The sequence below is a fragment of the Halorussus pelagicus genome (assembly GCF_004087835.1).
Taxonomy (GTDB): Archaea; Halobacteriota; Halobacteria; order Halobacteriales; family Haladaptataceae; genus Halorussus; species Halorussus pelagicus.
The window spans coordinates 2,561,165-2,574,803 of record NZ_CP035119.1; the positions used below are offsets into that span (position 1 = coordinate 2,561,165).

A 13,639-nucleotide genomic window follows, 5' to 3' on the forward strand; every position below is an offset into this window, starting at 1 on the left:
CGCGTATCGAATCGGCCGCCAGTTGCCTCTCCTCTCCGGAGCGATGGAGTTCGATAGAGACGGCGGAAAATCCCGAGAAAAACGCTCCGAACGGTCGCTATTCGCTGGTGTCGCGGTCGGCACGGGCGTCGCGGGTATCGCCGTCGTCGGTCTCGACGTGTTCGAGACCGTCGCCGCCGAGCGGCGACATCTCGGGGTCGAAGTCGCCGGACTGGTCGGGGTCGGGCGACGGCTCTTCGGACTCGCCGGACCGGTTGGGGTCGCCCGAGGGTACGTCCACGTAGTCTTCGACCGGCGTCCGAAATCGGTAGCCGAGTGCGATGAAGAGTCCGCCAAGAACGACTCGGACGACGACGTACGGCGAGGTCAGGGGTGCCTGCCCGGTCACGACGCCGCCGTGAAGCGCCTCGCCCACGAGGAGCGCGCCGACCACGAGCAGGGTCGTGCTCACCATCGCCAAGAACCGTACTGAAAGCACGACTAAAGGTAGCAAGGCACGTAAGTTACGCCTTCCGATTTTTCGACGAGAACGGCGACGTTTTCGATGTAATCGCGTAAGACGAGTGCCGTCGAGAAACGTCGCGTTACTCGACGGTCGAGTCGCCGAAAAGGTAATCGATGCTACTAGATAAGTCGAATCGTAATTCGGCGGCTGACGGTGTCAGCCGACCGTGCCAGACGTATCAACTACGTATCCTGTCGGCCACAATTTTGATTAACCTCCCATTGAGCATGTATGCTAAACTATGGCGACGTATCTTCTCTCTGTTACGAGGTTTTTTGCGTCATTAGGCGAGGGGAGTAGCCAATGAGCGACGAGCGGGACGGCGACGAGAAATCGCCGGGAAACGAACGGTCGGACGGGCAACGACCGGACCGCGACGGGAGCGAGGGAGACGCGCACGACGACTCGGGGTCCGAGAGCGCGCCAGCGGACGAGGACGCCGAGGAAAGCGTCTCCGACGCCACCGACCGCGGAGCGTCCGGCTATGTGGACTCGCCCGAAGCGGAGGCGGACGCCGACGACACGGACTCCGGAGACGATTCGGACGCTGAAAGCGATTCGACGGACGACGGGGACCTCGACGGCGCGGACGACTCGGCGACCGGCGACGAATCCGAAATCGCGGACGACGATTCCGGGACCGGCGAGAGTTCCGAAGTCGATTCCGAGACCGGCGAGACCGACGCTGACGGCGGAGACGCCGACGAATCCAGGGGCAACGAGTCCGAAGACGACGAGGCCGGAGGCAGCGAGTCCGAAGACGACGACTCAGGCGAAGGAGAGACCAACCCTGAAGGCGATTCCGAGGAGACTGACGGACCGCGCTCGCTCGATATCAGCGACGAAAAACTTGCCAGCGCGGGGGTCACGGTCGACGAGTACGACTGGGAGGAGTTCAAATCGGAGTTCTTCTACGAGGACGGCGGTCCGCCGACCAACTGGCGGGGCAAGCCCCAGCCCTTCGAGGCCGAGCAGTTCCTCGGCCACGACCCCGGCGAAACCGGCGAGCGCGTCCGAGACGGGACCGAGACCGCCGCGGGACTCAGCGCCTACTTCGAGGCGTTCCTCGACCCGGAGGAGACGCCGGTCGCGCTCGGCGAGTACCTCTGGGAGCATTTCCGCTACGAGTATTACTACGACGAAGCCGAGGAGGGGATGGCGCTCCCGCGCGACGAGTCGGGCGAAGTCGTCCCCTTCGACCGGAGCGAGTGGCTCGGTCACGACGACTTCTCGGCCAGCGTCTTCGAGGTCGGAACGGCAGTTACCGACGTGAGTGCGTCGTTCGAGGCGTGGCTCGACCCCGCGACCACGCCGGTCACGAAGGGGAGGTACTACTGGGAACACTTCAAGTACGAATACTACTACACCGACACCGACGTTACCGCGCCCGAGCGACCCCGCGACGACGAGGGAGAAATCGACCGCTTCGAGAAGGAAGAGTGGCTCGGGTTCCCCGAGGAAGACCTCGAACAGCGACTCGCGCAGGGCGCGGCCAACGCCGAACACATGCTGGAGGTTGAGGACGAGCGCACCCTCGACGTGCCCGAGGAGTTGGACGAGGACGCCTTCTTCTCGACGGTGGAGGGCCACACCACGGTGGTCAATCGCTACGACCTCGAAAAGGAGGTCTCGCTCCCGAAAAAACAGCACTTCCGGGAGACCGACCGCTACTGGGTCAACAAGCCCTACTCGTTCGTCGTCATCTTCCACTCCGCCAAGGAGAACGAGACGAAATACTACCTCGTCGAACCGTACTGCACCCCCATCGAGGACGACCTCACGGAGTTCCTGACGAAGAAGCTCCGGTCGTCCATCAAATACTCCAGCGACGACGTGGTCGTAGACGCCGAGGAGGAAGAGCGCGGCGACGTAATCCAACGCGAGACCCTGCAACTGCTCGCGCGCTACGACCTCTACGCCGAGAACGACGGCGAGCGCGCCGAGCAGTTGCAGGAACTGCTCGACCGCTACGACGAAACCAGAGACGCGGTGAGCGCCTACCTCGAACGCCTCCGCGAGGAGACCGACGCCGCGGTCCAACCGCTCCGGGAGTACATCAAGGAGCGCCGCGAGCGAAAGGCCGACGCGAGCGCCGAGCGCGACGCGGAAGACCGCGAACGCGACGGCGAGGATTCCGAGAAGGCCGCCGCCGAGGCGGCGGCCGACGGCGAAGCGTCGGAAGTCGAGGCAGAGAGAGAACCCGAACCGTCACCGGACGGCGAGAGCGACCCCTCGACGGACGCCGAGACCGACGACGAGGATGTCGCGGCGGACGGCGGGACGGTCGGCGACGACTCGGACGCGAACGCCGATAGCGACCCCGAAACCGCTGAGACTCCCGACGAACCGGAATCGTCCGACGAACCGGAATCGTCGGAGTCACCCGACAAACAGGAATCTCCCGAATCGTCCGATACCCCCTCCGACGAGACCGCAGGTAACGCCGAAACCGCAGGCGGGGATGTCGAAACTGTGGACGAAGACCTGCCCGCGACGAAGAAAGCCGACGCCGAGGCCGAGAGCGATCTGCCCGCGAGCGCGGACGAGGACGCCGAACCCACAGTCCGACTCGACGAGTATATCGACCTCGACTTCGAGGCGGAAGGGACGCTGCGCGAGCAGGTCCGGGCCGCGGTCGAAGCCAAAATCGAGGAACTGGAACCCGACGAGTCGGGCGGTCTCGACGGCATCATGGTCCGGCCCGAACCGGTCCTCATCGAGGAGGACAACGACGACCTCTCGGAGTACCAGACCGAGAAACTACTCTACTACCTCCGGCGGGACTTCGTGGGCTACGAGCGAATCGACGGCATCAAACACGACATCAACGTCGAGGACATCTCCTGTGACGGCTACAACTCGCCGGTGTTCGTCTATCACACCGACTACGAGCAGGTCATCACGAACGTCTATCACGGCGAGAGCGAACTGGACGACTTCGTGGTCAAGATGGCCCAGCGCTCGGGCAAGGGCATCAGCAAGCGCGAACCGCAGGTGGACGCCACCCTGCCCGACGGCTCTCGCGCCCAGTTGACGCTCGGCCGCGAGGTCAGCGACCACGGCACCAACTACACCATCCGGCAGTTCAAGGACGTGCCGTTCACCCCCGTGGACCTCGTGAACTGGAACACGTTCTCGCTGGAGGAGATGGCGTTCATGTGGCTCGCCATCGAGAACCACAAGTCGCTCATCTTCGCCGGAGGCACAGCGTCGGGCAAGACCACCAGCCTGAACGCCGTCTCGCTGTTCATCCCGTCGAACACGAAAATCGTCTCCATCGAGGACACCCGCGAGGTCGAACTGCCACAGCGCAACTGGATTGCGTCGGTCACCCGGCCGTCGTTCAGCGACGACGACAAGGGAGACGTGGACGAGTTCGACTTGCTGGAAGCCGCGCTCCGCCAACGACCCGACTACATCGTGATGGGCGAGATTCGCGGCGAGGAGGGCCGCACACTCTTTCAGGTCATGTCCACGGGCCACACGACCTACACCACGTTCCACGCCGACACTGTCGGTGAGGTGCTAAAGCGGTTCACCACCGAACCCATCAACGTCTCGAAGACGCTGTTCACGGCGCTCGATTTGGTCTCCATCCAGACCCAGACGCGAGTGCAGGGGAGCAAGGTCCGCCGGAACAAGTCGCTCACGGAAATCAACGAGTACAGCGCCGAGAACGACGAAATCAACGTTCAAGACATCTTCCAGTGGCGCGCAGAGGACGACGAGTTCATGCGCCTCTCGGGGTCGAACACGATGGAGGACATCATGTTCGACCGCGGGTGGGACCACGAGCGACTGGAGGACGAGATTCTCAAGCGCCGGGTCATCCTCGCGTACCTCATCAGGAACAGTCTCAACGAGTACACGCAGGTCGCCGCGACGGTGCAGGCGTTCATCAACGACCCCGAGACCATCCTGACGCTCGTTGCCAACGAGAAACTGGAAGATAGCTTGGAGGACCTCCGGGAGATGGAGAGCGTCCAAATCGACGTGGACCCCAAGAAAGAAGAGATGGTGCCTCGCCCGGACCCCTCCGAGGAGACCTACGAACTCGCCAAGGGCATCCTCGCGGAGGCCGAGGACCGACTCTTGGACGACTACCGCGGGGCCGACGCCAACGTGGACGGTCTCGCAGTCGCGCTGGCGAAGTCGGCCGAACCCACCGACGCCCCCGATGAAATCGAGGCCGAACCCGGCGCGGGCGACCGGCCGACCCGAAGCGATTCGGAAGGCGACGACTCGGAGACTTCCGAAACAAGCGACTCGCCTGACGCCGACCGGGGCGACGACGAGCGAGTCCGAGACACCGAGTCGGTCGGCCCGGAAGACAGCGTTCGGAACATCAACGAGGCCGGAGAACTCGGAAGCTTCCCCGACGAGTACGACGAGGAGGAGTACGACGAGGGCGAAGAGGGCGCGGTCGGCGACGACCGCGCCGACGCCAATTCCGGCGAGTCTACGGCGGCAGATGCGCCGGAGGGAGACGAGTCGTTCGGCGACTTCGAGGCCGCGTTCGATGGCGACGAGAATCGGTCATCTGACGACGAGGAGGACGCATGAGCCACGGAGCGTCCAGTCCCGAGCGGTCGGCCGACGCGCTGGCCGACGCGTTCTACCCCCTCTTCGACTACCTCTTCGACGAGGACGGCGACTTCGTGGCCGACGTGGAGACGAAACTCGCGGAGGCGCGGATGGCCGACACCGTGGAACTCTACCTCTCGCGGGGGCTGGCGGTCGGCGTCCTCGCGGGCGTCGTCCTCTGGTTGCTCGGCACGTTCGTCGGCTACGTGCTGTTCGTGACCGGCGTCGTCGAGGTGGGCATTCTCATCGGCGTGCCGGTGCCCAACCAAACCGTCGCGTGGATAATCAAGACGTTCAAGATTCCCTCGCTGGTCGCGGTCAGCGGGCTGATATTCGGCGCGATAGGCTTCGCCATTGGCTTCGGCATCGTCGTCGGGATTCCGTACATGCGGGCCAGCGAGCGCGAGCGAGAGATAAACATGCTCCTGCCCGACGCCATCTCGTTCATGTACGCTCTCTCGGTCGGCGGGCTGAACCAACTCGAAATTCTGGAGGCGATGGCGAAGGCCGACGACACGTACGGCGAGGTGTCCCACGAGTTCCAGTCCATCGTCCAAGAGACCGAGTATTTCGACACCGACTACCGGACCGCCATCCAGACGCGGGCGATTGAGACGCCGAGCGACGAACTGAGCCAGTTTCTCACCGACATGCTCTCCATCGTCAACTCCGGCGGCGACATGAGTGACTTCCTTGACGACAAGAAGGACAAGCACATGCGGACCGCCAAACAGCAACAGGAGATGACCTTGGAGACGCTGGAGCTGTTCGGCGAGATGTATATGACCCTCTCGTTGTTCCCCCTGCTCCTCATCATCATCCTCGTCATCATGTCGATGCTCGGGGAGGCCCAAGAGTCGATGCTCTACGCGACGGTGTACGGCCTGATTCCCCTGACCGGCGTCGGGTTCCTCGTGCTGGTCTCGACGGTCAAACAGGACGAACCCGGTGACGGCTATCTCAATCCCTCGGACGGCGGCGACCGACTCGAAGCATCGACGGGCGCGGGCCTGCTCCACCTCGGTCTCATCGAGCGCTACGTCGGCGACTTCTCGGTCTTCGACCGCATCAAAAGCCGCGAGGGAACCTACGAGACCGTCGAGTTGCTCAAGCAACCGCACGTCTTCTTTCGGGACCATCCGCTGTTCATCCTCGGTCTCACGTTCCCGGCGTCGCTGGTGCTAGTCGGTAACGCGGTCTGGACCGGGACCGCGCCCCGGACGTTCCAGCAGATGGTCGCTCGACCCATCTGGGGCACGTTCATCTACGTCTACGTCCCGGTGTACGTCAACTTCCTGCCGCTGGCGATTTTCCATACGTGGAACGTCCGGTCCCGGCAGGCGGTCGTCAGCAAACTCTCGGACAATCTGCGAAAGCTCTCGTCGGCCAACGACACCGGCCTCACGCTGCTCGAATCCATCCGGACCGTCGCCGACACTTCGTCGGGAAAGCTGGCCGACGAGTTCGACGTGATTCACGCGAAGGTCGAGTACGGGATGGGGCTGAAGCCCGCGCTCATCGAGTTCAACAACCGCTATCACATCCCGCGCCTCGCACGGACCGTGAAGCTCGTCTCCAAAGCTCAGGAGGCCTCCAGCCGGATTACGGCGGTCCTCTCGACGGCGGCCCAAGCCAGCGAGAATCAGGACGACATCGCCCGCGAGCGCAAGTCCCGCTCGCGGATGCAGGTCGTCATCATCATCATGACCTACCTCACCCTGCTCGCGGTGATGGCCATCCTGAAGGTGAGGTTCCTCGACGTGATGGCCGGACTCGCGGGACAGGCCTCCTCGGGCGACGGAGCGGGGGCCTCGCAGTTCGGCGGCGGCATCGACACGAAACTGCTGTCGATGCTGTTTTTCCACGCCGTGACCCTGCAAGCGATACTCTCGGGGTTCATCGCGGGCTATATCCGCGATGCGTCGCTGCTGTCCGGCGTGAAGTTCGCCGTCGTGCTACCGACCGTCGCGCTCGTCACCTTCGCGTTCATCTGACCATGCTCCGGAACACATCCACCGCCGAGGACGCGCGCCCCGCCGACGAGCGCGGCGACCGTTCGACCGCGGGCGAGGACGAAAATCGATACGCCTCTCGCGCGCAGACGAGCATCGACTTCGTGGTCGGGATGAGCGTCTTCCTGCTGACGGTGGCGTTCGTCGTCACGTTCCTGCCGAGCGCGTTCGAACCGTTCACCGCGACCGGGTCGGGCGACGTGCTGGCGGCCGACCGGACCGCGGGCCTGCTGGCCGAACAACTGCTCGCACATCCGACAACTCCCGGCGCGTTCGACCCGGCGTGTACCGCCGAGTTCTTCGACGCCGCGGGCGACGGCGCGGGCGGGGTCGCGGGGTGTCAGTTCACCACCGACGCCGCGGACTTGGACGCCGCGCTCGGTCTCGGTCCCGCGACGGCGGTCAACGTTACGATAGCGGAGGACGGAACTATCCGGTCGAGAAACGGCGTCACGCTCGCGGCGGGACCGACGCCGCCCGACTCCGAGAACGTGGTCGTCTCTCGCCGGGTCGTTCTGCTCGGCGGCGACGACGCCGACCTCTACGTGAGGATGTGGTAGCATGTCGGGGAAACGCAGTTCCGGACGGTCGCGCTCCCGCGGGCAGGCCCACACTCTCGAAGCGTTCATGGCCGCGCTGTTAGTCGTTTCTGGCGTCCTGTTCGCGCTTCAGGCGACGGCCGTGACGCCGCTGACCGCCAGCACGTCGAACCAGCACATCGAGACCCAACACCGGACCGCGGCCGCCGACGTGCTGGCGACGGCGGCCGAGAACGGCACGCTCCGCCCGGCGGTGACGTTCTGGAACGCCAGCGAGGGGGCGTTCGTCCGGACCGGAAGCCGCGGATTCTACGCGAACGGCGGGCCACCCAACGCCTTCGGGACCGCGCTGAACGACACGTTCGGCGACCTCTCAACGATGGACCGCCGCATCGCGTACAACGTCATCGTCCGGTATCGGACCGCGGAGAACGGCACACGAACGCAGACGATGGTCTACATGGGGTCGCCCAGCGACAACGCGGCGTCGGCGACCCGGACCGTCACGCTGGCCGACGACACGCCGCTCTCGGGCGCGAGTGGCACCGTCTCGTCGGCCAGTTTCTACGCGCAGGACGCCGCGCCCAACGCGAGTTTCTACAACGTCATGGAGGTGCAACTTGTCGTATGGCAGATGTGATGCATCGAGACCGCGGACAGCTAATCCTCGTGACCGGTCTCGCGGTCGCGGTGACGCTGGTCGCGCTGGTCCTGCTGTTGAACACGGTCATCTACACGCAGAACCTCGCCACGCGCGGGGCGGAAGTCGAGGACGGCGGGGCCGTCTCCTTCCAGCAGGAGACCATCGCGGGCGTCGGCGACGTCGTAGACGCCGAGAACCGCGCGGAGTACGACACCCGCACGAAGGTCGAGGCGAACGTCACCGCGGGCGTCAAGCGCTACGACAGGTTGGCGTCTCGCTACAGCGCCGAGCGCTCGACGCTCGCGGTCGTCGAGACCGAGACAGTGGACCTGACGGAGGGGCGCATCCTCCGCCAGACCGACGCCTCGCGGAACTTCACGAGCGACGGCGAGTCGGCCGACTGGACGCTCGTCGAGGACGCCGGGTCGGGAGACGGGCCGGGCGTACGCGGGTTCGCGCTGACCGTCGCCCGCGACGAACTGAGCGGGACGGCGGGGTCGGCGTTCGCGGTCCGCGCAGTGGGGAGTTCCGACGAGTGGCAGGCCCGCATCTACGACGACGGCGGGGCCATCACCGTCGCGGTGAAAAACGGGAGCGAGGCGTCGGCCACCGCGGTCTGCTCGGTGATGGTCTCGGAGGCGACCATTGACCTCACGTCGGGCACCGTCGGCGGCCAACGATGTCCGGCGTTAGTCTGGGCGAACGGCGTCGCCGCGCCCTACGACGTGGCGTTCGAGAATGCCGACGACGCGACTGGAACGTACGGAGTGACCGTTAACACGTCTGCGGCCGGGACCGACGTGCGGACGGGGAACGTCGCGGGACCGGGGACCTCGTCGTCGCCGCGGTCGGCACCCGCAGTGTACGCCGCCCGGTTCGAGATACACTTCGAGACGCCGACGCTCACGTATCACACCACCGTCCGGTCAGCGCCGGGTGAGCCGCGATGACGGGACGCGGAAGACGCCGCGATTCCTCCGGATTCGGTGGCGACACGCGGAGCGTCTCGGTTACGGTCAACTACGCACTCAACCTCGTGGTGGCGACGATGCTCATCGGCGGGGTGTTGACCGCGACCGGCGGGATGGTTCAGGACCGCCGGGAGTCGGCCGCCCGGACCGAACTGTCGGTCCTCGGCGAGCGAATCGCGGGCGACCTGATGGCCGCCGACAGGTTGGCTCAAACCGGGAGCGCCGGACCGGAAACTGACCCCACAGTCTCGATTTCGACGGCGGTCCCCGAGCGAGTCGCGGGCACGCGCTACGACGTGCGGGTCAACGCCACGGAGTCGAACGCCCGCCTCGTCCTCCAGTCGGACACGCCCGAGGTGACCGTCGAGGTCGGGTTCCACAACGACACCGCGGTCCGGAACGCGACGGTCCGGGGCGGCGACCTCCGAATCGTCCTGAACACGGATTCCGACCCCGACAGACTGGAGGTGCGTTCGAGATGATGGACCGCCGGGGCGTCAGCGAGACCATCGGATTCGTCTTCGTGTTCGCGCTGGTGACGGCCTCCGTCGGCGTCGTCTACACCACGGGTATCGGCGGACTGGCCGACGCCCGCGACGACGAGCAACTGACCAACGCGGTCCGGGCGTTCGACGTGTTGGACGACAACGTCGAGGACCTGACCCGCGAGGGCGCGCCCAGTCGGGCGACCGAACTCAAACTCTCGGAGGCCACCCTCGGGTTCGGCGACCCCGTGTCCGTCGAGGTGCAGGTCAACCACACCGTCACGGACGCGAACGCGACCTACCGGGGGAGTACCCGGCCGCTGGTCTACTCCGGGACGGCGGGGAAGGCGGTGTTCTCGGCGGGCGCGACGTTCCGTGTGGACGGCGACTCGGCGGCGATGCGCAACGAACCCGACCTGCTCGTGAACGAACGTCGCTCGCTGGTTCCCCTGCTGGTGACCTACCCCCGAACCGACTCCGGAGGCGTCGGCGGTTCCTCGACGGTCCTGCTGGTCGCTCATCGACAGTCCCAACAGCTCGACGGCGAGTTCGACACCGGACCGGATTCGGCTGACGAAGCGCGGGTCAACGTCACCGTCGAGTCGCCCCGCGCCGCGGCGTGGGGTCGCTACTTTGAGGAGCAGGGGATGGTGCCCCCGCCCTCGAACCCGTCGCTCGCCGACCCCGGCGACGGCGAGGTAACCTACCAGTTCCGGACCGACCATCTGCTCGTCCCCGAGACGGTCGTGGAGTTCGAAATTCAGGCCTGAGTCGCGGCTGTCGCCGGGAGTTCGGAGGGGAGACAAAGCGAACTGACGACCGATTTTACGCGCTCGTCACGTTCACGCGACTGACGCTGACGTGGAGGTAGGTCACTCGCGGAACGTCACCGCTCACGCCGACGACCGGCTGGACGGACCGGAGCGCCCGGTCGAAGTGAATCGACCCACCCGCCTTCAAGAGGGTGTTGCCGCCGCCGACGATGCCGCCAAACAGTTCCGACTGGGTGCGGACCGTAATCGAACCGCTCTGGGTGTCGGTGCCCGGTGCGTAGATGAGACCGACGAGTTTCGCGCTGTCGTCGAGTTTCACGTCGAGTCCCGGCCCGGCGTACACCCGGAAGACCGGCGACTCGTGGGTCGCCGTGTCGCCGACTTCGCCGCCGATGACGTGGAACCTCGATCCGGTCGTGTAGAGTTTCACCATGCCGCCGTCGGGGTCCGCAACGTCGATGTTCACGTCGTTCCAGACGATGTTGTCATCCACGACCAGCGTCACGTCGCCGCCGGTGTTGTCGAACTCCACGGTCTGTGAGGAGTCGAGTGTCTCGGTGTCCACGTAGTACGCGCCGGAGGGAAGGGTGAGCGTCGATTCGGACTCGTTCCACTCGTCGGTGCTCTCGTTGATGGCTGTCACGGCGTCGTTGTCGTTGTTCGAGGCGTCGCTGTACGTCGCGTCCTTCCGGGTGACCAACTCGCCGATGGGACTGATGTCTGGTGCCGTGCCGTTGTTCGCCTGCCAACCATCGACCGACTTGCATCCGCCACCGTTGTCCTTGCAGTTGATAGTTCCACCGTAGGAGACGTTGCCGTGGACCGCGACGCCGCCGCCGAAGTCCACGGTGCCGCCGCCAGTCCGGATGTCGCCGTAGACTTCTGCACCGCCGGTCAACTCGACGCTCCCCTTCGTGACGATGGTTCCCTCGTAGGGCATCGACGGACTGCCGGAGTACGGGCCGTCAGAGGAATTGTAGCTGTCGGTGAACGACGACCCGCCAGCGCCCTGAATGGTCATCTGGTCGGGCGTCGTCCCCGCCAGCGCGTTCGTCACGTTCTGGGTCTCGGTCGGCGCGACCAGCGTGATGACGACTCGCTTGCGGGCGTGGTCGTACGTGACCTCCCCACCAGTCCGTTGCTCGAAGAACCGGCCCCACGCCTCGTAGTACGCGCTCCGGACCGTGACGGTCACTTCGCCGTTTTCGAGCGGATTTCGGAAGGCGGCGTCGCCCTGCTTGGGGAACTTCGACTCGGTGGGACCGCCGCGAGCCATCCGAATCGTCCCGTCGAGCGAGTCGGTCCCGTTCACGCTGACCAGCGGGAGCGTCAGCGTGGTCCCCCGATAGTGGAACTCCGGCGGCGAGACCATCGTACTGCCGCCGTCAGTCCGTCGCCAGACGCCGCCGCCCTGATAGGCGATGTCGGTGTCGCCGTTCTCGTAGGTTATCGCGCCGAGCGTCCGGTTCATCACGTCGTGTTCGGTCGTGCCGTCGGTCCGGTTGACGACCCGGATTCGCATCCACCCGCTCCGATTCTCGACCGAGACGCCGCCGACGCCGAGCGAGGCTCGCTGTGCGGGCGAGGACCCGATGCCGACCAGACTCGCCTTCGAGTCGAGTTGCGTCATCGCGTTCTCGGCGCTGTCTATCTCTGAGGTTCGCTTAGAGTCGTCGAGTGCCGACGACCCGAACGCGACGATGAGACCCGTGCCCATAATCGTGATTCCGAGCAGGAGGACGACGCCCAACACCTCCGACTGGCCCCGCCGGTCCGAACCCCTCTCTCCCGACCGCGTGTCCCCGAGCGATGAACGCCGCCGACCGGTCATGTCCGCCCCATCGAACCGGGGACTTATAAACTAAGCCGCCACCCCTCGAGAAAAATTCACTAGCGCATTGACGAGATCGGAAGCTCCAAATCGGCGTCGGAGGCGACCGGATTCCGGAGACGGCGAGCAGATTCCGGAGCTTCCGGACGGAGACCACTCCTTCGAAAGTCCGCCATCAGGGTTTCTCCGGGCGGTTCTGCTCACCGGAAACTCTTTGTACGCCCCACACTGAGAACCGGTAGCAACCAGAATGAGTATGTCGAGAAAGAACATCGACCTCGTAGAAATCGAATCTACCTCCGAAAACGGCGCGGCCAACTCTACCTACGTCTTCAACATCAGCCAGCACATGCTCGACGGAGAAGTGTGCACAGGTGTCGCGCTCGCACTCTCGGAAGTCGTCGAGCGCGACCCCGCACAGATGACGCCGCTGAGTTCCGTGGTAGACTGTGACGCGCTCCAGTTGTTCTTCCAGACGCGGCGCTACGGCGACCTCCGGGACGACGTTTCGGTGTCGTTCCCCTACGACGTGTACGAGGTCACTGTCCATTCGAGCGGGCGCGTTCTAGTGCGGGGGTGACTGCGGCGTCGCGGCCGAGCCGACTTCTTGACCATCGGTCTCGCGCGCGGTCAGCGATACAACTACGGTCGTTCAGTTAGTGTGCTACCGTATGGCAATTGCGTCGAGGCGACCGGATTGGCGGGTCGTCGCGCTCGTCGGCGTTCTCGTCGGCGCAGGTGTGCTACAGGTGGTCGTCGCAGCGGGTGTCGGCGACGAGGACGCCCAACTCGTCGTTATCGGGAGCGCCAGTATCGTCATGTTGCTCGCGCTCGGCGTCGTGATGTTACTCGCCCGCAGCGGAGGCGAACGCCGACGGTGACGGTCCACACATGCCCGCCGACAGTGACATCCTCGGCGTCGCGTACCTCGTCGCTCGCTCTCCGGCGGTCCGGTACGCCGCGTGGCTGGTCGCGTTCGCGGTCTGAATGGCGTGGTTCGTCGCCGTCGCGCGCGAGTGGCTTTCGCGGACCGACTTCTAACTCTGGAGATGAGTTCCGACTGTGGAGGTACTTTCGGGCGACGGACCTCCCGCTGGTCGGTCGTCGGATTTTGAATACAGCAATAGCCGCCGCTCACGAGTTTGAACAGACGGAGTAGGTCAGACAGCGGTAACCCGTGTGGAAACCACGCGGGCTGAAAGGTCGCTTCCCGACCGTGCCGTCTACGTAATGAATTCGTCCATCGGTACAAAACACCTCCGATACGCGGATGTCGGAGGCGTCGATACGGTCTGG

At 65.1% G+C, this 13,639-nt stretch carries 11 protein-coding genes; 9 read left to right on the plus strand and 2 right to left on the minus strand.

The window, feature by feature from the left end; genetic code table 11:
• Nucleotides 1-97: 97 nt before the first annotated feature.
• Nucleotides 98-478, minus strand: a complete 381-nt coding sequence (locus tag EP007_RS12970) for a hypothetical protein (protein ID WP_128478055.1) — start codon at nt 476-478, stop codon at nt 98-100.
• 330 nt (nt 479-808) lie between these two features.
• Here EP007_RS12970 and EP007_RS18280 point away from each other — a divergent pair, with 330 nt between their 5' ends.
• From EP007_RS18280 to EP007_RS13005, 7 genes are read left to right on the plus strand one after another with little or no spacing between them, the layout of a single operon-like run.
• A complete protein-coding gene (locus EP007_RS18280; RefSeq protein ID WP_368408078.1) occupies nt 809-5,068 on the plus strand; it encodes a type II/IV secretion system ATPase subunit in 4,260 nt (1,419 codons plus the stop codon).
• Nucleotides 5,065-7,083 (plus strand): type II secretion system F family protein, encoded by a 2,019-nt coding sequence (locus EP007_RS12980; protein WP_128478056.1) that lies wholly within the window; start codon nt 5,065-5,067, stop codon nt 7,081-7,083. Before EP007_RS18280 ends, EP007_RS12980 begins: the two co-directional genes overlap by 4 nt.
• 2 nt (nt 7,084-7,085) lie before the next feature.
• Complete coding sequence (locus EP007_RS12985; RefSeq protein WP_128478057.1) at nt 7,086-7,661, plus strand: DUF7287 family protein; 576 nt, start codon at nt 7,086-7,088, stop codon at nt 7,659-7,661.
• 1 nt (nt 7,662) lies between these two features.
• The gene (locus tag EP007_RS12990) at nt 7,663-8,280 is read left to right on the plus strand and encodes a DUF7288 family protein (RefSeq protein ID WP_128478058.1); all 618 of its coding nucleotides are present in this window, start codon (nt 7,663-7,665) and stop codon (nt 8,278-8,280) included.
• A complete protein-coding gene (locus EP007_RS12995) occupies nt 8,268-9,233 on the plus strand; it encodes a DUF7261 family protein (RefSeq protein WP_128478059.1) in 966 nt (321 codons plus the stop codon). The genes EP007_RS12990 and EP007_RS12995 overlap by 13 nt, the downstream gene beginning before the upstream one ends.
• Complete coding sequence (locus EP007_RS13000; protein WP_128478060.1) at nt 9,230-9,736, plus strand: DUF7266 family protein; 507 nt, start codon at nt 9,230-9,232, stop codon at nt 9,734-9,736. The genes EP007_RS12995 and EP007_RS13000 overlap by 4 nt, the downstream gene beginning before the upstream one ends.
• Complete coding sequence (locus tag EP007_RS13005; protein ID WP_128478061.1) at nt 9,733-10,509, plus strand: DUF7289 family protein; 777 nt, start codon at nt 9,733-9,735, stop codon at nt 10,507-10,509. The genes EP007_RS13000 and EP007_RS13005 overlap by 4 nt, the downstream gene beginning before the upstream one ends.
• Before the next feature lie 55 nt (nt 10,510-10,564).
• On the opposite strand, the gene EP007_RS13010 is transcribed toward EP007_RS13005, so the two are convergent.
• On the minus strand, nt 10,565-12,343 hold the full coding sequence (locus EP007_RS13010) for a DUF7289 family protein (RefSeq protein ID WP_128478062.1): 1,779 nt from the start codon (nt 12,341-12,343) through the stop codon (nt 10,565-10,567).
• Between the two features lie 256 nt (nt 12,344-12,599).
• On the opposite strand from EP007_RS13010, the gene EP007_RS13015 reads away from it, so the two are divergent.
• Both EP007_RS13015 and EP007_RS13020 read left to right on the plus strand, forming a co-directional pair.
• Entirely contained in the window at nt 12,600-12,923 is a 324-nt protein-coding gene (locus EP007_RS13015) for a HalOD1 output domain-containing protein (protein WP_128478063.1), read from the plus strand.
• 91 nt (nt 12,924-13,014) lie between these two features.
• Complete coding sequence (locus EP007_RS13020; RefSeq protein ID WP_128478064.1) at nt 13,015-13,224, plus strand: hypothetical protein; 210 nt, start codon at nt 13,015-13,017, stop codon at nt 13,222-13,224.
• Nucleotides 13,225-13,639 lie beyond the last annotated feature (415 nt).